The sequence below is a fragment of the Proteus faecis genome (assembly GCF_003144395.1).
Classification (GTDB): domain Bacteria; phylum Pseudomonadota; class Gammaproteobacteria; order Enterobacterales; family Enterobacteriaceae; genus Proteus; species Proteus faecis.
In genome coordinates this window covers 96261-121283 of record NZ_PENZ01000034.1, presented here as the reverse complement: position 1 = coordinate 121283, position 25023 = coordinate 96261, and the positions used below count along the sequence as shown (strand labels likewise).

The following is a 25023-nucleotide window of genomic DNA, read 5'->3' as shown; positions in this document are numbered from 1 at the left end:
GCTTAATTTTAGATGTTGAAATGTATACTAAGAGGTACTTTGCCTCATTTTGTACTTTCAGACCGATACCTGTTCACCTTATCATACAATTCTGGCAAATTGAGCAGTGATATAAACAACGTGATATTTGCAATGTTTATTCATCTGCTTCTAGCATTTTTATTCGTGTAGGGATTTAAAACCATGGAAAAACCGCAGATCCATACAGATATACCCAAAATTTTATTCACTGTTCTTTTTATTTCTTTTTTTATTATCGCCAGTTTTTGGATCCTAAATCCCTTTATTGTGGGTTTCATTTGGGCTGGAATGATTGTTGTAGCAACGTGGCCTTTACTTCTTATTCTTGAAAAGCGAGTAAAGTATCGTTGGCTATCAACCATGATCATGATGATTTTGATATTACTGATCTTCGTTATTCCTATTATCTTATTAATTAGTAGCGTCATTGATAATAGTGCCCCTTTAATTGAATTAGCAAAATCACCTTCGAATATTCAACCACCTCAATTATTATGGCTTAACGATATCCCTATGATAGGTAGCACGCTTTATGATACATGGCACTCTATTCTTGTCACTGGGGGCAATGCGTTAATCTCAAAAATTCAGCCTTATGTCGGACAAGCTGCAAACTGGTTTTTTGCACAAGCCTTAAATATTGGTCGATTTGCCCTACATTTGGGTGTGATGTTGTTATTTTCAGGCTTACTGTTTTTACAAGGTGAAAATGTCGTATCTTGGTTGCGCCATTTTGCTATTCGCTTAGCGGGTCAACGTGGTGATGCGGCAATCTTACTTGCATCCATGTCTATTCGCGCAGTCGCATTAGGTGTGGTTTTAACCGCCTTAATTCAAGCTATTGTCGGTGGTATCGGTCTTGCTGTATCTGGTGTGCCTTATGCTACGGTATTAACCGTGATTATGTTTATTTGCTGCCTTGCTCAAATAGGTCCTTTATTAGTATTGATCCCTTCAGTTTTATGGTTATTTTGGACGGGTGATACAACATGGGGCATTGTCATGGTGATTTGGGGTGGCGCTGTTGCAACAATGGATGGTGTATTACGACCTTATTTAATCAAAATGGGAGCTGATTTACCTATGGTATTAATTCTCACGGGTGTTATTGGAGGAATTTTAACATTAGGTATGATTGGATTATTTATTGGCCCTGTTGTTCTTGCTGTTGCTCATAGCTTATTAAATGCATGGATTAATGAAGTACCAAAACCTAATCCTGATTTAACAGAAACAGTAGAATTTATGAATAAAAACTTTATTGAAAAAGAATAAATAATAATGGAGCATGTAAGTGTAGCTACTTACATGCTCTAAAATAACAGAGCAAAGTTTAATAAAGATTATCAATTTAGGAATAAACCATTATATTTTTATATTAAAACTTACATTCTGAAACAAATTACATTTTTTTAAACCTGTTTGTTACCAGCAAGTTATATTCACTTTTAAATAAACCAATAATCTTTTTATTGAGATAATTCTTAGAGCATAATTAACGCATTTCTCTTAATATAAATATCAACGAAACAAATGTTTCATCAAATTAATAATTTCGCCGTACATATTAATAAATTAATTGGCGGAATTAAAGAATATAAAATATTGCTGTGTGTAGTCTTTGCCTGTCAGCCCATGATAGGCTTTTTTTTTACCTATTATTTATATAATTGTATAAAAAAAGCTCACATTATATTGTGAGCTTTTTATTTATAGCGATGATATTAATTCTATTGCGCTAATTTTACCCAAGTTTTAATTACAGTATCTGGGTTTAAAGATAAACTATCAATTCCTTCTTCCATTAACCATTGTGCAAAATCTTCATGATCAGATGGTCCTTGACCACAGATACCCACATATTTTCCATTACGTTTTGCAGCTTGGATTGCCATTGATAATAGTGCTTTCACTGCATCATTGCGTTCATCAAACAGTGAAGAAACCACACCTGAATCACGGTCAAGACCTAATGTTAATTGGGTCATATCGTTAGAGCCGATAGAGAAACCATCAAAGTGTTCTAAGAATTTATCGGCTAATAAGGCATTTGATGGAATTTCACACATCATAATGACTTTTAAGCCATTCTCACCTCGTTTTAAACCATTTGCCGCTAATTCGTCAATCACCTCTTCAGCTTGGCGGACAGTACGCACAAATGGGATCATGACTTCAACATTATCTAAACCCATATCATTACGAACACGTTTTACCGCTTCACATTCAAGCGCGAAACAACGACGGAAATCATCAGAAACATAACGACCCGCACCACGGAATCCTAACATTGGGTTCTCTTCATCTGGCTCATAACGATCGCCCCCCACTAAGTTGGCATATTCGTTAGATTTAAAGTCAGATAAACGAACAATAACGCGTTTAGGCCAGAATGCGGCGGCTAATGTTGCAATCCCTTCTGTTAATTTACTGATGTAATACTCAACAGGAGACTCATAACCTGCCATCATTTCATTGATTTCGGCTTTCAGTGCTTCAGTTTGGTCGTCATACTCTAATAATGCACGAGGATGCACACCAATCATGCGATTAATAATAAATTCCAAACGCGCAAGACCAACACCATCATTTGGTAAACCTGCAAAATCAAATGCACGATCAGGATTGCCGACGTTCATCATGATTTTGAGCCCTAATTCAGGCATATTATCGATTGCGGAGCTCTGAATGGAAAAATCAAGTTTGCCATCGTAAACAAATCCTGTGTCACCTTCAGCACAAGAAACGGTTACAACTTGTCCTTCAGTAATACATTCTGTTGCATCACCACAACCAACAACAGCTGGAATACCTAACTCACGAGCAATAATTGCAGCATGACATGTTCTACCACCACGGTTAGTCACAATCGCGGAGGCTTTTTTCATGATAGGTTCCCAATCTGGGTCTGTCATGTCAGTAACCAGCACATCACCCGCTTCAATTCTATCCATCTCACTTAAGTTATGAATAACTTTAACGGTACCCGTACCAATACGATGACCAATAGCACGGCCTTCAATAATAACAGAACCACTTTCATTTAATTGATAGCGTTCCATAACTTGTTGGTTAGAACGAACTGTTTCTGGGCGAGCCTGAACAATGTATAAACGACCATTATGACCATCTTTAGCCCATTCGATATCCATTGGACGACCATAGTGACGTTCAATCAATACAGCTTGTTTAGCCAACTCTTGAACTTCATGATCAGTCAAAGAGAAACGATTGCGCAGTGACTCTGGTGTATCTTCGATACGAACTTGTTTACCATGTTCAACACTGTCTGCATAAACCATTTGGATCTTTTTAGAACCAAGATTACGACGAACAATAGAAGGTAAACCTTTTGCTAAAGTTGGCTTGTGTACATAGAACTCATCTGGGTTAACTGCACCCTGTACAACCATTTCACCTAAACCATAAGCTGATGTAATAAAGACAACTTGATCAAAGCCTGATTCAGTATCGATAGTAAACATCACACCCGAAGAAGCAAGATCAGAACGCACCATACGTTGAACACCCGCAGATAACGCAACACCTCGGTGATCATAACCTTGGTGAACACGATAAGAGATTGCACGGTCGTTAAACAACGAAGCAAACACATGTTTGATTGCAACAAGTATGGCATCAATACCTTGAACGTTTAAAAACGTCTCTTGTTGGCCTGCAAAAGAAGCATCAGGCATATCTTCTGCAGTTGCAGATGAACGAACGGCAAATGAAGCTTCAGATTCACCTTCACTTAATGTGAGATAAGCGTCACGAATATCTTTTTCAAACTGAGGCGTAAAAGGTGTATCAATTACCCACTGGCGAATTTGATTACCTGCTTGAGCCAGTTGATTAACATCATCAACATCAACACTATCAAGCAATTCATAAATACGCTGATTGATACCGCTCTGTTCCAGAAAATCATTAAACGCTTGCGCTGTGGTAGCAAACCCATTAGGAACAGAAACACCCAGTTCCGCTAGGTTTGTGATCATTTCACCGAGGGAAGCATTTTTCCCACCAACACGATCAACGTCATTCATACCCAATTGGTTATACCAAAGCACATTGCACGGGGTGAGGCTATTGCTGGACATTGAGAACAATCCTTTTTTAAACAATTATGAGAGAGAGAAAAAAAGAAAAACCCGCTGTCAAAATGACAACGTAAATAAGCGTATCACAATGTGATGCTGAATATAGAAAGGTGAATCGATCAACCAGAAAACTTTATTTTTTTATCCTTTATAATCACTAAAAATGCTTTAGATAATATTGTTTGATTTGCTAATTCAGCTAAAAAAAGGTGCGCGTTATGATATTAAGCTTAAATTCTATTAATTGTGATAATAATGAACCTATTGATAGAACAGTCTTTTTTATCTCGGATGGTACAGCGATTACTGCCGAAGTATTAGGTCATGCGGTACTTTCTCAATTTCCATTAAAAATGAAAAGTTATACATTACCTTTTGTTTCTACTGTGGAAAGAGCTGAAGAAATAAAACAGAAAATCTCTGAAATTTATAAAAAGAGTGGTGCTAAGCCTCTTGTTTTTTATTCGATTATCAGTCCTGAAGTTAAACAGATAATAAATAGCAGTGAGGGTTTTTGTCAGGATATTGTGCAATCTCTCGTAATACCACTTGAAAAAGAAATGGGGATCAACGCATCACCAAAATTAAATAAAACCCATGGATTAACTGAAAAAAATCTTAGTAAATACGATGCTCGTATTGCTGCCATCGAATACACCCTTTCCCATGATGATGGCATATCATTACGTAATCTTGACCAAGCTCAAGTGATCTTAATTGGTGTTTCTCGTTGTGGAAAAACTCCCACCAGCCTCTATTTAGCAATGCAATTCGGTATTCAAGCTGCCAACTACCCATTTACTGCGGATGATATGGATTTCTTAAAATTACCTAAAGAATTAAAAGAGTATCAGAATAAATTATTTGGATTAACCATTGCGCCAGAACGGCTTGCAGCTATTCGTGGTGAACGTCGTGAAAATAGCCGTTATGCTTCAATTCGCCAATGTAGAATTGAATTAGCAGAAGTAGAAGCGCTTTTTAGAAAAAACAATATCCCTTATCTCAATACAACCAATTATTCGGTTGAAGAAATTTCAACCAAGGTGATTGATTCTATGGGATTAGCAAGAAGAATGTTCTAACGCATTTTCGTCATTTTTTTATTGGTTTTTCACTGAGAAGACTGTGAAATTAGCTGAATTTCGTTTATTGTGATCTTAATCACTGGGTAGACTTACCCTGTATATTTATTGAGATAAATTATGTTAAAGACAGACGAACTACGGACTAAGGCTTTAGACAGTCTGGTAACGCCAGAAACCTTAGCAAAAGAGTTCCCCATTTCTGATGAGATAATCCAAAATATCACATCAGCACGTAAACGAATTGAAGCGATCCTCACCGGTGAAGACCAGCGATTATTAGTGATTGTAGGGCCTTGCTCTATTCATGATCCTAAAGCTGCTAAAGAGTACGCAACTAAGCTTAATCAGTTAAAAGACCGTTATCAAGACTGCCTAGAAATCGTCATGAGAACCTACTTTGAAAAGCCACGTACGGTCATTGGCTGGAAAGGTTTAATCTCTGATCCTTACCTTGATAACTCTTGCAATGTCAACGAAGGTATTCGCCTTGCAAGAAAACTATTAATTGAAATAAATGCATTAGGTTTGCCCACTGCAACTGAATTTCTCGATATGGTCACAGGCCAATATATTGCAGATTTAATTAGTTGGGGTGCCATTGGTGCCAGAACAACAGAAAGCCAAGTTCATCGTGAAATGGCATCCGCACTCTCTTGCCCTGTCGGCTTTAAAAATGGCACTGATGGTAATACCCGTATCGCAATTGATGCTATTCGCGCTTCTCGAGTGGGTCATACGTTCTTATCACCAGATAAAAATGGTCGTATGACGATTTACCAAACCAGTGGTAATCCTTATGGTCATATCATTCTACGTGGCGGCAAAAAACCGAATTATCACGCAAGTGATATTGCTGATGCGGTTGATGCACTAAAACAAGTAGATTTACCAGAACATCTTATTATCGATTTTAGCCATGGTAACTGTGAAAAAATTCATCGTCGCCAATTAGAAGTAGCCAGAAATGTTGCTCAACAAATTAAAGATGGATCACAAGCGATTGTTGGCGTGATGGCTGAAAGCTTTTTACAAGAAGGCTCACAAAAAGTCGTGCAAAATAAACCGCTTAATTATGGACAATCGATCACTGATCCTTGTTTAAGCTGGAATGATACAGAACAACTTATTGAATTATTAGCACAAGCCGTTGAGAGTCGATTTAAATAACCACATTATGCTAAAGGGGGTATTTCTATCCCCTTTTTATTTTCCTCTCACTCTATTTTGATAAAAATATAACCTCACCTTTATTCCACTGTTCTAATTCTCATCGCATCACGCTTTATTATTCACAATATGACTTAATTTTACGTCTTTACGTTAAAAAAAGCTTGTCTAAATATTCTAGTTAACGATAATGATTATCATAATGATAACGCTTATTACTCTTAGTATGTTATGAATAAAAAAGCTCATAATTTAAATAGTTCTTCAATCCATCAGAACTCTCACTCTTCAATAATTCAATCCATTAATAGTATTGAATTATTGGGTAAAGATGGCGTGGTTTACATTCAACACAACGGAGAGTTGTATCAACTACGTCAAACAAAAGCAGGAAAATTAATCCTGACTAAATAATCATTTTCGACAATAACTTGCAAGCCACCTATTACCTCAGCTAGGCAGCCAGCTAAATAACTCCATATACAAGGATTTTTTATGGACATTTATGGTATGTGTATGCTGAAAAAATATTTCAAATATTCTGGTATAACAACAGCACTTTATTTGTTGTGCCCCTCTATCGCCTCTGCACAATCAGACAATACAGAGACGGACGCTCTCACGGTTGTCGGTCATTACATTGATAAAACAACTCATGATTTTCATTCCATTCTTGATAATTCAACACCTCAAGCACAAATCGCATCAACAACTGGTGAAATGCTAAATAAAGTCGCTGGTGCAACCATATCAGGAACAGGTGTTACGAATGGCGCGAATATCCTTATGCGTGGTTATGATCAAAAAGGCGTTAAGATCTTAGTCGATGGTATCGATCAACCTTTAGAAAATACTATCAACAATTTAGGTGGGATTTTTCTCGATCCTTCATTAGTTAAACGTATTGATATAAAACATGGTTCATCCCCTGTATTACATGGCAATGGTGCTATGGGTGGCGTTGTTTCATTTCAAACACTTGATCCTCATAGCTTACTAAAGAGAGATGAAAAACTCAGCGCTAAATTATTTACCTCACTTTCATCCGCAGATAGACACTTCACTTATGGGGGGATTATTGCGGGACGACACGATCTTATTGAGGGTTTATTTGCTTACAGTCAACGTCAACGCGGCCCTATTCGCTTAGCGAATGGTGATAAGCTCGAAAACCACGAACACATTAATAACTTTTTTGCTAAAGCTTATCTTTATCCAACAGAAAATCAGACCTTTATTTTTTCAGCGCGACATTATGAGAATAAAGGCACTCAGCGAGAAGTTTTACATCGCATGGGTGGGTTTGGAAAAAATGAAAGCAACCAAGTAGAACGTAAATCTGAACAAAAAAATTATTCAATCACTTATCATTATGAGCCAGAAACACACAATTTGGTTAATTTAACCAGCCATTTGTATTATTCACAATTCAATATCAATCAAATATTTTTAACGGATACCTCCCTTTCTGATTATCAACGCCGAAAAAACCAACAAGGGAAAATAGGTAGAAATGAAGATCGGACACAATTTACTCATGGATTAAAAATTGAGAATAACTCTCAACTTTCTTATTCAGATAAATTAAACCAAACAATTACTTTAGGTTCAGAAGCTTATCAACAAAAAATGGTTTCTAACCAAGCAGCTAAAAACTTTCCTCTCGCAAAAATGTTTTATGCCGCTGGCTGGATAGAAAGTCAGTTATCAACACCACATTTACCTTTAGCATTAACAACAGGTTTACGTTATCACTATTATAAAAATAAACCTCAGAGTGAATTAAATTCACTTTTAGCGGAATTTAAACAGCATAAACCCGATTTTCATCAAACAAGTGAAAGCAATATCAGTAAAAATATTGCGCTAACCTTTACACCAACACAATGGTTACAACTCTATACCTCATATTCAACCAATATGAGAGTACCAACACTCAATGAAATGTTTAACGATTCACTTCATTTTGAAATACCGGCTATTTGGGGTCGTACTGCAAAAGGATTTTGGATCCCAAACCCTAATCTTAACCCAGAGAAAAATCGAACTTGGGAATATGGTGGAAAACTGACTTTTTCACACTTATTAACCTCTGATGATGAGTTTTCTCTGAATGCAGTTTATTTTGATACAAAAGCAATAGACTATATTACATATGACATTTGGGACGCCCGAGTATTAACGAAAAAGCTTCATTTGCAAGCTATTAATATTCCTATGGCGCTTATTGAAGGCGTAGATCTTAGCTTACGTTATGCACATCCATTAATTTCTATTGGGTTAGGCTATAACCGTACTCAAACTCTTGAATTAACTACCCATGAAACTATTTCACCGGTTCGCCCCGAAGTGCTCACAACCTTTATTCAACTTCCTATTGTTAAAACGCCTTTCTCATTAGGGTGGTCAGGCAAATTTGCCAGCGCAACAGAAAATAAAGGTACACATAAAGGGCGAGCACCTCACGTAAAAGGCCAAACAACAAATCGAATGCAAGAGCTTATTACTCAATATCCAGGCTATGGCATTCATGATTTTTCAATCACTTATCAATCTAAAAACAATAAAGATATTCAAGCCGCATTAGTGCTCGCAAATGCCTTTAATCGAGAATATTTCTCAGCATTAGGTGTTCCACAAGAAGGCAGAAATATCAAAATGTCCGTCAGTTATCGCTGGTAGATAAGGAGCAATGATTTATATAACAAAGGGCTGTTTACCAGCCCATTAAATACCGGAGATCTATCTACATGTCTCAGTCATCTTTATTAATTAAGTTTAGTTTGCTGGCTATTGCGGTCTCTTCTGCCTGTGCGTCAGCACAAGAGAAAACACAAACTGATGAGAGAAGAAAAACAGAGGTACTTACGGTTTATTCAACAGGTAATGAACGCGATAGCTTCACATTACCAATGATATCAACGGTTATAAAAAACAACAATGCGTTGTCAGCAACCGCAGGAAGTGCTTCTGAATTACTTCGTCATATACCTGGGATTTCTATTTCGGGAGCAGGCCGTACTAATGGTGAAACCATCAGTATGCGTGGATACAGTAAAAATGGAATACTAACACTTGTAGATGGCGTGCGCCAAGGAACAGATACTGGCCATATAGACAGTGTATTTATTGACCCTCTACTTATAAAACAAGTTGAAGTTATTCGTGGTCCTTCTGCACTTTTATATGGTAGTGGTGCTCTTGGTGGTGTAATCGCTTACGATACTGTTAATGCAAACGATCTACTTTTAAAAAACGAACAAGGTGGCGTACGTATTACTGGACTGGGTAATACCGCTCAACATAGCCAAGGTTTCGGTGTTACGGCTTTTGGTAGACATGATAATCTTGATGGACTCGTCGCATTATCTGCCCGCGATAAAGGTGATACCCGTTATGGTGGCGGTTATCGCGCACAAAATGACGAAACCATTATTAATCTCCTTTCTAAAGGACGCTGGTTAATTGATGATAGCAACACGTTAAGTGGGCAGTTCCGCTACTACCATAACAATACAAATCAGCCCAAAAACCCTCAAGTTCCCTCAAATCCCACATCTGCTAATGTCGAAACTGATCGTACCACGACACAAAAAGATATTCAGTTAACCTATCAATTTGCACCTTCAGATCAGCAGTGGATTAATTTGAAAACACAGGCTTATTACAGTGAAGTTGATATTAATGCTAAAACGATACAAAAAGGATTTGAGGGCCGAGAGCAAAAAACCTATGGTGTAAAACTCGAAAACCGCTCACAAATGGGCACATACAGTTTTGCATCACATGGATTAACTTATGGTGGCGAGGTTTATAAACAAAAACAATCGCCAAGCCAAAACACAGAAAGCTTCCCACAAGCCGATATCCGGTTTATGTCAGGTTGGGTGCAAGATGAGATCACTTTACGTGATTTACCTGTCTCTTTAATTTTAGGAACGCGTTTTGACAAATATAAAAGCCAAAACGATCGTTATGATGACATTACTGCGGATAAATGGTCATCAAAAGGAGCTATCAGTATCACACCGACGGATTGGTCAATGCTTTACACCTCTTACTCACAGGCATTTAGAGCACCAACTTTAGGTGAGATGTATAACGATGCAAAACATTTTGATTCACCGCTCCCCGGCGCACCAACAAACTATTGGCGTCCAAATCCTAATTTAAAACCCGAAACCAATTCAACAACTGAATATGGATTTGGTTTCCAATTCGACGACTTATTATCTAATAATGATAATCTGAAAATTAAAGCTGCCCATTTCAATACTCGCACAAAAGATTATATTGATGCAGATGTTGCTATTTTTCAGGGATATACACAATCAACTAATATTTCAAGAGCAACTATTTGGGGATGGGATGTTTCTATGAATTACCAATCGAAATTCTTTAATTGGGATTTAGCCTACAACCATACCAAAGGGAAAGATAATGCGACTAATGCCTCAATTACCTCAATTGAGCCAGATACATTAACCAGTCGCTTTGATGTACCTGTACCAAGTACCGATTTTTCTGTCGGCTGGGTTGGTCAATTTACCAAAAAAACGGATTTTACCAAACATAACCGTTTTAATCGCCCAATCAATCAACAACAAGCAGGTTACGGCGTTAATGATTTTTATCTTCGCTATGAAGGTCATGCCTCATTAAAGGGGCTAACAACCTCATTTGTACTAAGTAACGCATTTGATAAAACTTATTATTCTTCTGCTGGTATTCCTCAAGAAGGCCGAAATGCAAAAGTACTTGTGAGTTATCAATGGTAATCAACAATAAAATCAACGATATAATAGGAGTTTCTGTGAATAAACCTCTTTATGAGAGCTACCTGCAGGCTAAAGCGGATAAAAAAGCATCATATGCGCGTGATCTCGCTGCTTACTTAAATGTCAGTGAAGCTGAACTCACTTATGCCCGTGTAGGACATGATGCAAAACGTCTACGCAATGATGTACAAGAATTATTAAAAGCATTAAGCAAAGTTGGTGAAGTCAAAGCGATTACTCGAAATGATATTGCTGTTCATGAACACCTTGGTAAATATACCAATGCACGTTTTAACGATCATGCAGGTTTAATATTGAATCCACGTGCAATGGATTTACGTTTTTTCTTCGCTTATTGGTCAAGCATTTTTGCACTTGCCGAAGAGACATCAAAAGGAACACGTTATAGCATTCAATTCTTTGATATGCATGGTGATGCATTACATAAAGTCTATGCGACAGAGAACACAAATATGGATGAATGGAATACGCTTATTCAATCATTTATATTGGAAGAAAATCCTGCTCTGGATATCACCCCTGTTGAACCATACTCAAACACGCCTGTTAGTGATGAATTAGCGACACAACTTGAACAACAATGGCGTTCAATGACTGATGTTCACCAGTTCTTCAAATTACTAAAAGAAAATAACTTAAGTCGCCAACAAGCCTTTAAAGCTGTTCCTGACGACCTTGCTTATCAGGTCGATAACAGCGCGTTGAAAACCTTATTAGAGCTCGCAAAAGAAGCACAAAACGAGATCATGATATTTGTCGGTAGCCGTGGTTGTGTACAAATCTTCACAGGCCAAATTGATCGCCTAGTACCTCATCAATTTGAAAATAGTGAGCAAGTTTGGATCAACGTTTTCAATCCTGCTTTTACACTTCATTTAATTGAAAGCGAAATTGCCGAAAGTTGGGTAACACGTAAACCAACTCAAGATGGGTTTGTGACTAGCCTTGAAATCTTTGATAGCAAGGGACAACAAATTGCTCAACTTTATGGACAACGCACTGAGGGTACCCCAGAGCAACAACAGTGGCGCGAACAAGTGAATACCCTCACTAAAATAGCCTAATCGGAGAATGAATTAATGAAAAAATGGCTTCTTTTGATCCTGTGTAGTGTCATGTCGTTCATCACTTCGGCCAATGAACGTATCGTTACTATTGGTGGTGATATTACAGAAATTGTTTTCGCATTAGGTGCAGGTGAGCAGGTTATTGCAAGAGACAGTACTAGCTTAGTTCCTGAACGCGTGAAAGCACTTCCTGATGTGGGGTATATGCGAATGCTAAACCCTGAAGGGATCTTATCTGTCAAACCAACGTTGATCATTACCAGCGAATTAGCTCGCCCTTCTTTAGCATTACGTCGTATTAAAGAGGCTGGAGTCGCAGTTAAAACGATTACAGGTACACATTCATTAGAAGCCATTAATGAAAAAATAGACACTATTGCGACCGTTTTAAATAAGGAACAAGAAGGAAACCAACTAAAAGAGAAACTTACCCTCTCTTTCAAGCAAATTTCAACCACACCTATCGATAAAAAAATCATATATATCATGAGTCATGGTGGCGTTGTTCCAATGGCAGCAGGTCAAGATACAGCAGCCGATACCATTATTTCATTAGTTGGTGGTAAAAATGCCATGCAAGGTTTTACAAGTTATCGTCCACTTTCTCAAGAAGGTGTTATTGCAAGCCAACCTGATATTTTGTTAGTCACCAAAGAAGGTATTAAAGGCATTGGTGGAATTGAAAAACTGTGGGATTTACCTGGCATAAAATACACACCAGCGGGTAAAAACAAACATTATGTTGTTGTTGATGATATGGGATTATTAGGCTTTACACTTTCAACACCAGAAGTCATGCATCAAATTCGTCAAGCATTGGAGCAATAATGTCTCGTTTTCGTTCACCGTGGATGAGTATTTTTGTTTTACTCTTTTTACTCACCACTGTTACATTAATTTCTGTGAATAGCGGTGCATTAGCCCTTTCGTTTCATACATTATGGAATAGTTCTTTTGATGATATGGAATGGCAAGTTTGGTTAGATATCCGTCTACCTCGCGTTTTATTAGCGATTCTTGTTGGCGGTGCTTTAGCAATATCGGGTGCGATAATGCAGGGCTTATTTAGAAACTCATTAGCTGATCCTGGTTTACTTGGTATTAGTAGCGGTGCAGCACTAATGGTCGCTATTGTCATTATTCTACCCTTCTCTTTTTCACCCATCTTTGCATTCTACAGTCATATTGTTGCCGCTTTTATTGGCGGTTTAATTGTGGCTATGATTATTTTCTCATTACATCAATTGAGTGATGGCAATTTAGCACGGTTATTACTTGCTGGTATTGCTATCAATGCACTGTGTATGTCTTTTATTGGTGTATTAAGTTACATCAGTACTGACCAACAATTACGGCAGTTCTCACTGTGGATGATGGGCTCATTAAGCCAGATTGACTGGAAAACCCTATCTATTGCAACCCTAGTGATCATTCCTGTCAGTACCTTAGCATGTTGGCAAAGCCATAAATTAAACCTATTACAACTTGGTGATGAAGAAGCACATTATTTAGGACTAAATGTAAGAAAAACCAAATTTATCTTGTTACTTCTTAGCGCTACCTTAATTGGCTGTGCTGTCGCACTAAGTGGTGTTATTGGATTTATTGGACTTGTCGTTCCCCACCTTATTCGTATGCGTATTGGAAGTAATCATATATGGCTATTACCTGCCACTATTTTAGGTGGCTCAACACTATTACTCGCGGCTGACACATTATCACGAACACTGGTATCTCCAGCAGAAATCCCTGTGGGGCTCATTACAGGATTAATTGGTGGCCCTTATTTCCTTTGGCTTATCTTACGACAACCCGCAGGAAGAATGTCATGATTGAAAAACAAAAAGCATCATTACTCTATGGAAAGAATTTAACTTACCGAATTGACAATAAGACCATTATTGATGATGTATCACTTTCACTTAATGCTGGAGAGTTAATTAGCATTATCGGCCCTAATGGTGCAGGAAAATCATCACTATTACGTTTATTAACTGGTTATACAACTCCAACACAAGGCCAGTGTTATTTTAAACAAAAAGACTATTCACAATGGAATAGTCAACAATTAGCGCAAAACCGCGCCGTTATGCGACAAAATAGTCAACTCTCATTCTCATTTTCAGTCGAGGAAGTAGTTGCCATGGGAAGAACACCTCATGGACAGCAACATAAAAAAATTGCAATCGAAACCGCACTACTCCAAACAGATTGTTTAAAGTTTAAGGATAGAGACTATCGTCAATTATCGGGTGGAGAACAACAACGGGTACAACTGGCTAGAGTATTAGCGCAATTATGGCACCCTACACCACAAGAAGCGCTCTTGTTCCTTGATGAACCAACCTCCGCACTTGATCTTTACCACCAGCAACACAGCTTACGTTTATTAAAACAATTGGCAAAAACACAAAATCTTATGGTGTGTTGTGTTTTACATGATCTTAATTTAGCGTCTCTTTATGCTGATAGAATTTTATTACTGCATCAAGGAAAGTTAGTTTGTGAAGGTACACCACACAGCGTACTCACAACAGAGAATATTCAAAAATGGTATGGTGCAGATGTGAGTGTTAATACTCATCCAGAACATTTATATCCTCAAGTATTTCTACGCCCCTAAAAAGGACACTGTCTAAATTTTTGTTATCAAGCCACCTTTTAACATGATTTTCTAAAGAGTGGCTTAGTAAATATATTCTCAATAAGCTTATCTATTGAAAATAAAACAGCGAAGGTAACACTCCAAAATTAATTAATAAATCTTATTTTAATTTTTTGGTACTTAGTCAAATAAATTGAATTCAAAACACACCTTAATCAATGATTAGAGTATATTTCGCACAAAAAAACATAACAGTGATAAAAATAAAAGGCATAACAGAACGATTAAGATAAAAAATAAATCAATAAATTCAATAAAGTAAAACTAATACAAAATAACATTTTTAATCAGAAAGATTCAGTAATCTAAACCTTATTTGAACTCTATAAATTACACCTATCGCTATGATAATGATTATCAATCACGAAAAGCACTTTTTGCCTACCAGTTATTCTCCCCATGCTTAAAATAGATTACAAATAACATACGTTACTATTCTATTTACTTGGGCATTGTGTCCCCACCATTTTTGTGGGAGGTTTTATGGCTGAAAATGTCGTTAATGATATTCTGAAATGGTTAGAAACCCAGTTACAACGTAACGAAGGTATAAAAATCGATACGATTGCAAATAAAAGCGGCTACTCCAAGTGGCACTTGCAACGTATTTTTAAAGATTTCAAAGGTTGTACATTAGGCGAATATGTTCGCAAACGTCGCTTATTAGAAGCCGCTAAATCATTACAAGAAAAAGACATGTCTATTTTAGACATTGCTTTAATGTATGGTTTTAGCTCTCAAGCAACATTTACACGTATATTTAAAAAGCATTTCAATACTACACCCGCTAAATTTAGAGAGAATGGCAAAATGCCAGACACTCATTGCTTTATGTCATGTGAAAATCACTAATCAATTTCGCATCACATTATTCTTGATGAAAAAACCAGCCTTTGAGCTGGTTTTTTGTTTTTTATTATTTTCTAACATCGCTAAAAATTACGCTATCGCTGTTACAAGCCATTCTTGCAGCTCATTAAGCTCTATTTTATTATTAGGATAACGCTGAATAAGTTGCCCAATAAGCCCTTTCAGAGACTCAGGTGTATAACGTTGCCCTACCAACATCTCGGATAATGTTTCTAATGGTGCAGGATCTAAACTGTCTGTATATATTTGACTTCTAATAACATTGCCACGCTCAATATCAAAATGTAGCTCAACCCCACCCCATTTAAAACGATTGTCTAAAAGATGTGAAAATGCAGGTGCTTGCCCAAAATTCCATTCCCAACTACTTTGTTTAGTGAATGTTTCTTCAAAGCCGGGTAAATCAGGTAATTTTTGCGGTGAAATAATCTCAGCCTCTACTCGCTCGCCATAATATTCAAAAAAGCTTTCAGTAATTGCTTCACAAAGTTTTTCATGAGTGATGTCAGGCTTGAGTTCAACCAAGTTAGCCACTCGAGAGCGTACAGATGTAATACCTTTGGCTTGAAGTTTTTTCGGATCTGGATTGAGGTAATTAGCTAATCTAGATAAATTAGCATTTATTAATAATGTACCATGATGAAAACCGCGATCTTTAGTCTCTTTATAGGCTGATCCAGAAACCTTTCTTTCACCATCATCTTGAGGAACCACTAAATCATTACGTCCTGATGCCGTCGCATTAATACCCGCTTTTAATAATCCATCAAGAATAATTTGAGTTGAAATCGTTTTATTATATTCTGGCTTTCCTGCCATAAAGGTAAAACAAGTATTGCCAAGATCATGGAAAACAGCACCACCACCACTCGAACGGCGAGCTAATTTCACACCATCTTCATCCATTTTACGAGTATTACACTCTTTCCATGGATTTTGTGCTCGACCAATGACGACCGTATTATCGTTACGCCAAAGAAAAAGTACGCGTTGATCTGCAGGCATTTGTCTAAAAATACACTCTTCAACAGCAAGGTTAAACCAAGGATCATAAGACTCAGAAATTAACAGACGCAATCTGCCAGACATAAGGAATACCTATATGAAGAAAATAAGGTATAAGATACCATAACTCTCAATATATTAAGCTGTTAAATGGCACGAAACTACAATCGGCGAGCTTGCCAGAATGTCTTTTTCCAATAGACATTATCAAGGGATGAACGAGTTACCCCTTTGCTAGTTGATGCATGGATAAATGTATTGTCAGTATCATAAATACCGACATGAAGCCCATTCTCACCACCACCAGTTTTGAAAAAAACCAAATCCCCAGGCATTAAATCACTTTTACTGATTTGTGTACCATATTTGGTTTGATCAATAGTCATTCGAGGAAGTTTTATATCAAAACGATCACTATAAGTTTTGTACACAAAGCCTGAACAATCAATACCAGAAGGTGTCATTCCACCATAGCTATATGGCGTACCATACCATTGCTCAAGTTGCGATTTTAATTGCACTATCACCATGATAGGGTCGGAAAGTTGTGTTTTTAAAGGGGGCGCAGGTGGAATACGCTTAGACGGACTAGATGAACACCCAGCCAGCAGAATAATACAGAGCAAGAAAGGATAAAAAATAGACTTTCTCATTGCATCCACCATTATTGTTACCATAGATGTTAAAATCTATCTGCTTTTTTAAGCAAAAACAAGTTATTGAAGATGCCTGAGTGATAATTGGTAGTATAAATCGCACAATTAACAACAATGATCAGAAAATAAATTCTACAATCATTCAGTTAGTGTGATTCCACCTCTTGCGTTTTTTGGCTTATTAACCACACTCCAACCATGATAAATGCTACACCCAATGTTTTTGTCCATGATGGGGTTTCTTGAAACCAAGGTAATATCACTGCAAGAATATAAACAAACACATAACTTAAGCTGATCAGCGGATAGGCTTTATTTAAAGGAATAGTACGCAAAGTAAATAGCCAGCAAACCATAGAAAGGACATAACCGACAAGGCCAGCAAACACAATAGCGAGTGGCGTTACATTGGCCCATAACCATGAGAAATCTAGCCACTGTTTTTCGAGCTGTAAATCTGGTAGTTCAGACATACCAAACTTTAACAACAATTGAGCTATCGTCACTAATAGTGCGCTTCCAATTGCCCATAGATAGCCTTTCATGCTTGCATACTCATCAATACAATACCAATCATAATTGACGCGATGCCAATCCAATGTTTTATATTAACTGGCTCTTTATAAATAAACTGGCCAATTAATGTCACCACTATAAAATTAATACTTAACATCGGATAAGCAATACTTAGAGGAAGGATTTGTAATAACCGTAACCAAAATAACATCCCCAAACCAAGCATTGCAATGGCAATAAAAAGCCAGAAAATCGTTTTTCTGGCTTTTGTTAATGAGTCACTTTGCCAGCTAACCACCGCTTGTTTTTGACATACTTGTCCTATGCAGGTCAAAAAGCTCACGATTAGCAATAAAACAAATGACATTAATCACGCTTCTCATAAGTTAAAATTGCAACTCGATGGTTGGTCACCAACTCTTCAGGTCTTGGCAATTGTGCTAACTTCTTAGGATCTTTAAAAGCAATAACAACTGAAACATTCCCTTCTTTTCTTGCTTCTTCTAACCATTGAGCAAAATTATCAGGTTTAATTAATTTATGATAAGAATCTGGGTACTCTTCAACACCATAAGTCAATTCGCCTGTTCTTTCATAAAGATAGATATCGCTACGCTGTAATTCCCACGCTAATCCCGCACCAACACCAACACTATTACTCACAATGTATTTGCTAGCGTTTAATGTCGCTATATTTTGGCGAATAAATTCTTGAGGTAATTTTCCATCCACGCTGCTATTTGGTATAGCCTGACCGATACATAAGCTTACACCTAATGAACAAGACGCCGCCCACAACCAGTGTTTACCATTAAGAGTAGAACAAAGGTAGCCAATAATGCCCCATAATGAAAAGGCCACTATAGCTAATACCCATTTAGACCATTCATATGGCATATAAATAGGTTTTGAAGAGACAAGTTGGATAACTAAAATAGCGATAACAGCAGCAACACCAATAAAAATATTGATATAGCCGTTAATACGTAGCGCTTTCATTCTAAATTTGCGTGCACAATCTACGCCATATTTCGCCATTAGCATTGCTAGTGGTGCCATAAATGGCAACATATAAGTCGGTAACTTACCTTTTGCAATACTAAAAAATAAGAATGGAATAACAAACCAACAGAATAAAAAGAATAATTCAGGACGTTTACGTCTTTTTTTCCAAGCGCCAATTAATGCGCCAGGAAGTAATCCAAGCCAAGGGATCACACCTAATAAGACAATTGGGATATAGTACCAAAATGGAGAACTATGTTGAGCATCTTCACCCGAAAAACGTTGGATATGTTCAACCCAAAAGAAGTAGTGCCAATAATCAGGTTCTGCTTTTGCAATAGCCAATGCCCACGGCAAACTAATTAATGCAGCACTAAATACAGCAAGTAAGCCATAGAGCAACATTTGCGTAAATTGTTTTTGATGCAACGTTATAGGTATCATAACAATGACCGGAATAGCTAATGCTAAAAATCCTTTGGTCATAAATGCCATACCACATGCAAGCCCTAAAGTTATCCACGCTAATATTCGTGTTTTTACTGTGGTAGCTTTAAGCGCCCAAAAACAGCAAACCATACTCGCGGTAATCCAAAGCGCCAACATAGGATCTAATACACTGTAAGTGCCTACGCTAAACACTAAGAACATAGATAAATAGATTAAACTAGAAACAAAAGCGACTTGACGATTACGCCACATCATTCTTGCCAATAAATAGACAAGTAATGTGCTTAAAAGAATGGAAATAACTGAGCCAAAACGCACAGCAAAATTGGTGTGACCAAAAATTAATTGGCTAACATTATTGATCCAATAACCGGCTATGGGCTTCTCAAAATAGCGAATGTCGAGCATATGAGGAACAATCCAGTTCCCGCTCACTACCATTTCTCGGCTAATTTCCGCATAACGAGTTTCATCTGGTTGCCATAATAACCGGCTGTTCAATGGAAATAAGTAGGTAAGAACAAAAAAAAGAGCCAAGAGGATGGCCCCGATTTTACTCGCCCGGTTATTCAACATAGTTTCGTTAAACCTCTTGTTGGCACCCTAACCAGCCTTCTCGACCTGGAAAGTCAGATCGAACAACTTTACCCATCGGAAGCGTTTCTTTATCTTGTGGTAATAAATCGCTTAACGGACAGAATTCGATGCCTTCATTTGCAATCATTGCCAGTAGCTGCTCAAATTGAGCGGCTTTTGACATTCCTTCAACTTCAGTGTGGATAGTATAAACAGGTATTCCACTATCTTTTTTGATTTCATCAATAATAAATCGATTAAAATCTTCATCCTTTACTTTTGTACCAACAACTTCATCATAAGTTGGTAATGTTACTGGAATTTGCACCGTACCGATAGAACCATTTTCTAAAATAGGCCTAAAAGGATGCGTTCCTCGACAATCGCTATTGTAATCGAATTGAAAATTTTCTTTAACTGTTAATACGCGTTCATCTGCACGCCATCCAGCAACTGCCGAACATTTTACAGGGTTTTCAAGTACTTTTTCCAGTGCTTCAACACCTAAACGAACTTGTTGCATTAATTCTTCTGTTGACCAGCGTCCGACTTTTGCTTGCCAACTTTGATGATCCCATGAGTGCAAGCCAACTTCATGCCCCGCATCTTGGGTTTCTTTCATCAAATAACCTAAATTTTTAGCTATTTTTTTGCCCGGCCATGCAGTTCCTGCTAATAAAATATCTAAGCCATACAGCGATGCAGCATTAGATCTCAGCATTTTCCATAAAAATTTAGGCTTTAAAAGGCGCCATAAATGGCGCCCCATATTATCTGGTCCCACACTAAAGAAGAAGCTGGCATGAATGTTATGTCTGGCAAATACATCCAGCAGTTGTGGAATACCTTGTTTCGTTCCTTGATAAGTATCCACATCAACTCTCAAACCAACTTTCTTCATTATTTATTCCTATTTAGTGCCTAATTCTTCAACTGCGCCACGTAAGAAGAAATCTAATGTTTCTTCTACTGTTTGGCGAGTCTCAATACTTGGTTTCCAATCCAATAAACGCTCTGCGTTTTTGATACTTGGCTTACGGTGTTCAACATCTTGGTAGCCTTTACCATAATAACTGCTACTTTCGATCTTTTTGAAGCCTGCAAATGGAGGGAAATGACCACGCAACTCATGTTTTTCAAAGCAATCTAACAGCATTTCTGCTAATTCACGAATACTTGCTTCGTTAGTTGGGTTACCAATATTGATAATTTGACCATCACATTTGTTATCACGGTTTTCAATAATACGGAATAAAGCTTCAATACCGTCATTAATATCAGTGAAACAACGTTTTTGCTCGCCACCATCAACCAGTTTAATTGGTGAACCTTCAACTAAATTCAGAATTAATTGTGTGATTGCACGAGAACTACCGATACGCGCTGAGTTTAAGTTATCTAAACGAGGTCCCATCCAGTTAAATGGACGGAATAACGTAAATTTCAGACCTTCTTTGGCGCCATAAGCCCATATAACGCGGTCTAATAACTGTTTAGATACAGAATAAATCCAACGTTGTTTATTGATTGGACCAACAATCAAACGAGAGTTGTCTTCGTCAAATTCTTTATCATCACACATACCATAAACTTCTGATGTGGATGGGAAAATAATACGTTTATTATACTTAACGCAATAACGTACAATTTTTAAGTTTTCTTCAAAGTCTAATTCAAATACACGTAATGGATTACGGGTATATTCAATTGGTGTTGCAATAGCCACTAATGGCAGAATAACGTCACATTTTTTAATGTGGTATTCAATCCATTCAGTATGAATGCTCACGTCACCTTCAATAAAGTGGAAACGTGGATTACCGATAAAGCGTTCAATTGCAGAAGAACCAATATCCATACCATAGATATCATAGTTGTCATCTTTCAATAGACGCTCGGTCAAATGGTTACCAATAAAACCATTTACACCTAAAATAAGAACACGTTTACGACGTTTAACTTGTGCCGTTGCTTTTGGTCCAACACGAACATCCGTCACGATGCCCATTTCAGTCGCTAAACGACTTCCTTGAACATAAAGACCATTTTCACTTTGACCAGTAACGACTTCGATTGCACCTTTCGCACACGCAATGACTAAAGGTTCTGTTGAGATAACAGTACCAGGACGTTTGCCTTGATTATCAGCAACAGCGCGTGAACGCCAGATAATCATTTTACGTTCACCTAAGAAAGTGAATGCACCTGGGTATGGTTCTGTAACAGCACGCACTAAGTTGTGAACTGTTTTAGCATCTGCATTCCAGTCGATTAAACCATCATCAGCACAACGGCGACCAAAATAAGTTGCTTGGCTTTCATCTTGTGCAGTTGTTGAATAATTGCCTGAAGCAATATGTGGTAATGCACCAGAAAGTAACTTATTAGCGGCTTCTCTTACTTTTTCATGTAAAATCAGAGAAGTATCATTATCTGCAATGGTGACTTTTTCTTGAGCAACGATATCACCCGCATCAGCTTTCGCTGTCATTTTATGCAGAGTAACACCCGTTTCTGTTTCACCATTCACAATCGCCCAATTAATTGGTGCACGACCACGATATTTTGGTAATAAAGAACCATGTAAATTAAATGCGCCTTTAGGTGCCAAATTCAGGATTTCATCACTTAACATGTGACGATAATAGAAAGAAAAAATGACATCAGGTTTCATTTCACGAATGCGTTCAATCCACAATGGGTGATTGACATTTTCTGGTGCAAATACAGTCAATCCCATTTCTGCACTCACACGAGCAACAGATGAGAAGAAATGATTTTCATTAGGATCGTCAGTGTGGGTAAATACTGCCTGAATATCATAACCTGCTTTTTCAAGTGCTTTTAAACCGACACAGCCAATATCGTGATAGGCAAATACTATTGCTTTCATTAGTCTTTTTCCTGATCTTCGTTGGGTTTATTAACGCCAACCACTTTTTGGATAAAATACCGAGGACGCGCTCTTACATCATTATAAATTCGGCCTATATATTCACCTAATAAGCCCATTGCAACGAACTGCGCTCCGATAAACATAAATAAGATTGCGAAAAGTGTAAATACACCTTCAGCGGCCCACATTGCGCCAAAAATGATACGTAAAATAATCAGCAGTAAGGCTAAAACAAAACCTGATACAGCGATCACACTGCCGACGATGCTTAATAAACGTAATGGTGCCGTAGTAAGACAAGTTAATAGGTCGTACATTAAATTAATAAGCTTTAGAAAGCTGTATTTTGAATCGCCATATTCACGCTCCGCGTGTGCGACATCAATTTCAATAGTACGACGAGCGAATGTGTTCGCAAGAATAGGAATAAATGTACTTCTTTCGTGACACTGTAACATTGCGTCAACAATATGGCGACGATAAGCACGCAACATACAGCCATAGTCTCCCATAGAGCGGCCTGTTGCTTTAGTGATCATTGAATTGATCATTTTTGAAGCGGTTTTGCGAAACCATGAATCCTGACGGTTACGACGACGAGTTCCAACAACGTCATACCCCTCTTCAGCAGTCGCAACAAGTCTTGGGATCTCTTCTGGTGGGTTTTGTAAATCAGCATCCAATGTAATAACTAAATCACCATCAGCCTGATTAAAACCAGCCATAATTGCGGAATGTTGACCGTAATTACGGTTTAAAATAATTGCAATAACGTGATTTTCTTCAATTGCAGCTGCTTCTTCTAACATCTTAGCTGAATTGTCACTACTACCATCATCAACAAGGATCAGTTCATATTCTTGTTCTAATTGTTTACAGCTTTTAATTGTACGTTCTAAAAGCTGAGGAAGGCTCTCTTCCTCGTTATAAACGGGAATGACAACCGATACTTTCTTGATTTCATCAAATGTTGACACTTAAATATGCTCCGAAAGAATTTCATTGATCGCATCTACAACACGAATAACATCTTCATTACTCATATCAGGAAACAGCGGCAGCGAGCATAACGTTGCAGAGTTCCATTCTGATTGAGGAAGGGATAAAGAAGGATAGCGCTCACGATAATATTTTTGTGTGTGCGCTGCACGGAAATGTAACCCTGTACCGATATCTTTCTGCTTTAATTTCTCCATAAAAGCATCACGATCAATACCACAGGTATTTTTATCAACTCTCACCATAAATAGGTGATTTGCATGTAAATGTGAATATTCAGGGACACTCAACATTTTTAATGGAGAGTCTTTAAGTTTTTCACGATACAGAGCAACTAACTCGGCTCGTTTAGCATTCATTTCATCTAAACGTCTTAATTGCACCACCGCAATTGCCGCATGAATATCAGATAAATTGTATTTGTAGCCAGGCTCAACAACTTCGGCTTGAGGTTTACGACCTTGAATTTGTCTATCAAAGGCATCTACCCCTAAACCGTGGAATTTTAAGCAACGCACTCTATTGGCCAACTCGTCATTATCAGTGACAACCAATCCACCTTCTGCACAAGTTACATTCTTAATTGCGTGAAAAGAAAAAATGGCAGTGCCTTTTTCACCAATCCATTCATTTTTATAGCGAGTCCCTATAGCATGCGCGGCATCTTCAATAAGAGGAATTCCTGCATCTTGTGCAACTTTTCTTAATGCATCAAGATCACAAGGTGCACCAGCATAATGAACCGGAATAATCGCTTTCGTTCTAGGCGTGATTGCTTTTTTGACATCTTCTGCACTTACCATCAAGGTATCACGATCAACATCAATCATCACTGGCTCCGCACCAAGTAACGTAATGATATTCATCGTTGAAACCCAAGTTTGTGATGGCGTGATAACTTCATCACCAGCGCCAATTCCCATCGCCATTAAAACAACATGCATACCTGCAGTGGCAGAGCAAATTGCAATAGCATGTTTGCTACCAAATTTTTCACAAAAATCTTGCTCTAATTGGTGATTTTGAGGGCCTGTTGTAATCCAACCTGAACGCAGTACATCTTCAACGGCTTTGATTTCTTCATCGCCAATCGCAGGGCGAGAGAAAGGAAGGAAGTGACTCATAAAAAATGTAGCCTAA

At 37.7% G+C, this 25023-nt stretch carries 21 protein-coding genes; 11 read left to right on the top strand and 10 right to left on the bottom strand.

Annotated features, from left to right (window positions below; all coding sequences use genetic code 11):
• Positions 1–183 precede the first annotated feature (183 nt).
• Positions 184–1296: an AI-2E family transporter YdiK gene (gene ydiK / locus DK858_RS10130; RefSeq protein ID WP_109397288.1), complete on the top strand. Its 1113-nt coding sequence runs from the start codon at positions 184–186 to the stop codon at positions 1294–1296.
• Positions 1297–1751: 455 nt separating this feature from the next.
• Here the strand turns inward: ydiK and ppsA are convergent, their stop codons facing one another.
• Positions 1752–4124 (bottom strand): phosphoenolpyruvate synthase, encoded by a 2373-nt coding sequence (gene ppsA, locus DK858_RS10125; RefSeq protein ID WP_109397287.1) that lies wholly within the window; start codon positions 4122–4124, stop codon positions 1752–1754.
• A gap of 218 nt (positions 4125–4342) precedes the next feature.
• On the opposite strand from ppsA, the gene ppsR reads away from it, so the two are divergent.
• The 10 genes from ppsR to DK858_RS10075 all read left to right on the top strand — a co-directional run bounded on the left by ppsR (position 4343) and on the right by DK858_RS10075 (position 15762).
• A complete protein-coding gene (ppsR, locus tag DK858_RS10120) occupies positions 4343–5209 on the top strand; it encodes a posphoenolpyruvate synthetase regulatory kinase/phosphorylase PpsR (RefSeq protein ID WP_109397286.1) in 867 nt (288 codons plus the stop codon).
• Positions 5210–5329: 120 nt separating this feature from the next.
• Positions 5330–6379: a 3-deoxy-7-phosphoheptulonate synthase gene (locus tag DK858_RS10115; protein WP_109397285.1), complete on the top strand. Its 1050-nt coding sequence runs from the start codon at positions 5330–5332 to the stop codon at positions 6377–6379.
• Between the two features lie 231 nt (positions 6380–6610).
• On the top strand, positions 6611–6793 hold the full coding sequence (gene hemP / locus DK858_RS10110) for a hemin uptake protein HemP (protein ID WP_109397284.1): 183 nt from the start codon (positions 6611–6613) through the stop codon (positions 6791–6793).
• Positions 6794–6874: 81 nt separating this feature from the next.
• The gene (locus tag DK858_RS10105; RefSeq protein ID WP_109397283.1) at positions 6875–9061 is read left to right on the top strand and encodes a TonB-dependent receptor domain-containing protein; all 2187 of its coding nucleotides are present in this window, start codon (positions 6875–6877) and stop codon (positions 9059–9061) included.
• A 68-nt stretch (positions 9062–9129) separates the two neighbouring features.
• Positions 9130–11157: a TonB-dependent hemoglobin/transferrin/lactoferrin family receptor gene (locus tag DK858_RS10100; protein WP_109397282.1), complete on the top strand. Its 2028-nt coding sequence runs from the start codon at positions 9130–9132 to the stop codon at positions 11155–11157.
• A 35-nt stretch (positions 11158–11192) separates the two neighbouring features.
• The gene (locus tag DK858_RS10095; RefSeq protein ID WP_194294837.1) at positions 11193–12242 is read left to right on the top strand and encodes a hemin-degrading factor; all 1050 of its coding nucleotides are present in this window, start codon (positions 11193–11195) and stop codon (positions 12240–12242) included.
• A gap of 15 nt (positions 12243–12257) precedes the next feature.
• Positions 12258–13073: a heme/hemin ABC transporter substrate-binding protein gene (locus DK858_RS10090; RefSeq protein WP_109397280.1), complete on the top strand. Its 816-nt coding sequence runs from the start codon at positions 12258–12260 to the stop codon at positions 13071–13073.
• Entirely contained in the window at positions 13073–14077 is a 1005-nt protein-coding gene (locus DK858_RS10085; protein WP_109397279.1) for a FecCD family ABC transporter permease, read from the top strand. The genes DK858_RS10090 and DK858_RS10085 overlap by 1 nt, the downstream gene beginning before the upstream one ends.
• Positions 14074–14868 carry a heme ABC transporter ATP-binding protein gene (locus DK858_RS10080; RefSeq protein ID WP_109397278.1) on the top strand — a complete coding sequence of 265 codons (795 nt, stop codon included), beginning with the start codon at positions 14074–14076 and terminating at the stop codon, positions 14866–14868. Before DK858_RS10085 ends, DK858_RS10080 begins: the two co-directional genes overlap by 4 nt.
• A gap of 525 nt (positions 14869–15393) precedes the next feature.
• Positions 15394–15762 carry a helix-turn-helix domain-containing protein gene (locus DK858_RS10075; RefSeq protein ID WP_069369334.1) on the top strand — a complete coding sequence of 123 codons (369 nt, stop codon included), beginning with the start codon at positions 15394–15396 and terminating at the stop codon, positions 15760–15762.
• A gap of 87 nt (positions 15763–15849) precedes the next feature.
• Here the strand turns inward: DK858_RS10075 and DK858_RS10070 are convergent, their stop codons facing one another.
• The 9 genes from DK858_RS10070 to arnB all read right to left on the bottom strand — a co-directional run bounded on the left by DK858_RS10070 (position 15850) and on the right by arnB (position 25007).
• Positions 15850–16869 carry a lipoate--protein ligase A gene (locus tag DK858_RS10070; protein ID WP_109397277.1) on the bottom strand — a complete coding sequence of 340 codons (1020 nt, stop codon included), beginning with the start codon at positions 16867–16869 and terminating at the stop codon, positions 15850–15852.
• Between the two features lie 77 nt (positions 16870–16946).
• Positions 16947–17438: a C40 family peptidase gene (locus DK858_RS10065; RefSeq protein WP_109397694.1), complete on the bottom strand. Its 492-nt coding sequence runs from the start codon at positions 17436–17438 to the stop codon at positions 16947–16949.
• Between the two features lie 149 nt (positions 17439–17587).
• Positions 17588–17986, bottom strand: a complete 399-nt coding sequence (gene arnF, locus DK858_RS10060) for a 4-amino-4-deoxy-L-arabinose-phosphoundecaprenol flippase subunit ArnF (protein ID WP_109397276.1) — start codon at positions 17984–17986, stop codon at positions 17588–17590.
• Entirely contained in the window at positions 17983–18324 is a 342-nt protein-coding gene (gene arnE, locus DK858_RS10055; RefSeq protein WP_109397275.1) for a 4-amino-4-deoxy-L-arabinose-phosphoundecaprenol flippase subunit ArnE, read from the bottom strand. Before arnE ends, arnF begins: the two co-directional genes overlap by 4 nt.
• Complete coding sequence (arnT, locus tag DK858_RS10050; RefSeq protein WP_109397274.1) at positions 18324–19988, bottom strand: lipid IV(A) 4-amino-4-deoxy-L-arabinosyltransferase; 1665 nt, start codon at positions 19986–19988, stop codon at positions 18324–18326. The genes arnE and arnT overlap by 1 nt, the downstream gene beginning before the upstream one ends.
• A gap of 7 nt (positions 19989–19995) precedes the next feature.
• Positions 19996–20889: a 4-deoxy-4-formamido-L-arabinose-phosphoundecaprenol deformylase gene (gene arnD / locus DK858_RS10045; RefSeq protein ID WP_109397273.1), complete on the bottom strand. Its 894-nt coding sequence runs from the start codon at positions 20887–20889 to the stop codon at positions 19996–19998.
• A 9-nt stretch (positions 20890–20898) separates the two neighbouring features.
• Positions 20899–22881: a bifunctional UDP-4-amino-4-deoxy-L-arabinose formyltransferase/UDP-glucuronic acid oxidase ArnA gene (gene arnA / locus DK858_RS10040; RefSeq protein ID WP_109397272.1), complete on the bottom strand. Its 1983-nt coding sequence runs from the start codon at positions 22879–22881 to the stop codon at positions 20899–20901.
• Positions 22881–23861, bottom strand: a complete 981-nt coding sequence (gene arnC / locus DK858_RS10035) for an undecaprenyl-phosphate 4-deoxy-4-formamido-L-arabinose transferase (RefSeq protein ID WP_072062577.1) — start codon at positions 23859–23861, stop codon at positions 22881–22883. Before arnC ends, arnA begins: the two co-directional genes overlap by 1 nt.
• Positions 23862–25007: a UDP-4-amino-4-deoxy-L-arabinose aminotransferase gene (gene arnB / locus DK858_RS10030; protein ID WP_109397271.1), complete on the bottom strand. Its 1146-nt coding sequence runs from the start codon at positions 25005–25007 to the stop codon at positions 23862–23864. It abuts the gene before it with no gap.
• Positions 25008–25023: the final 16 nt, after the last annotated feature.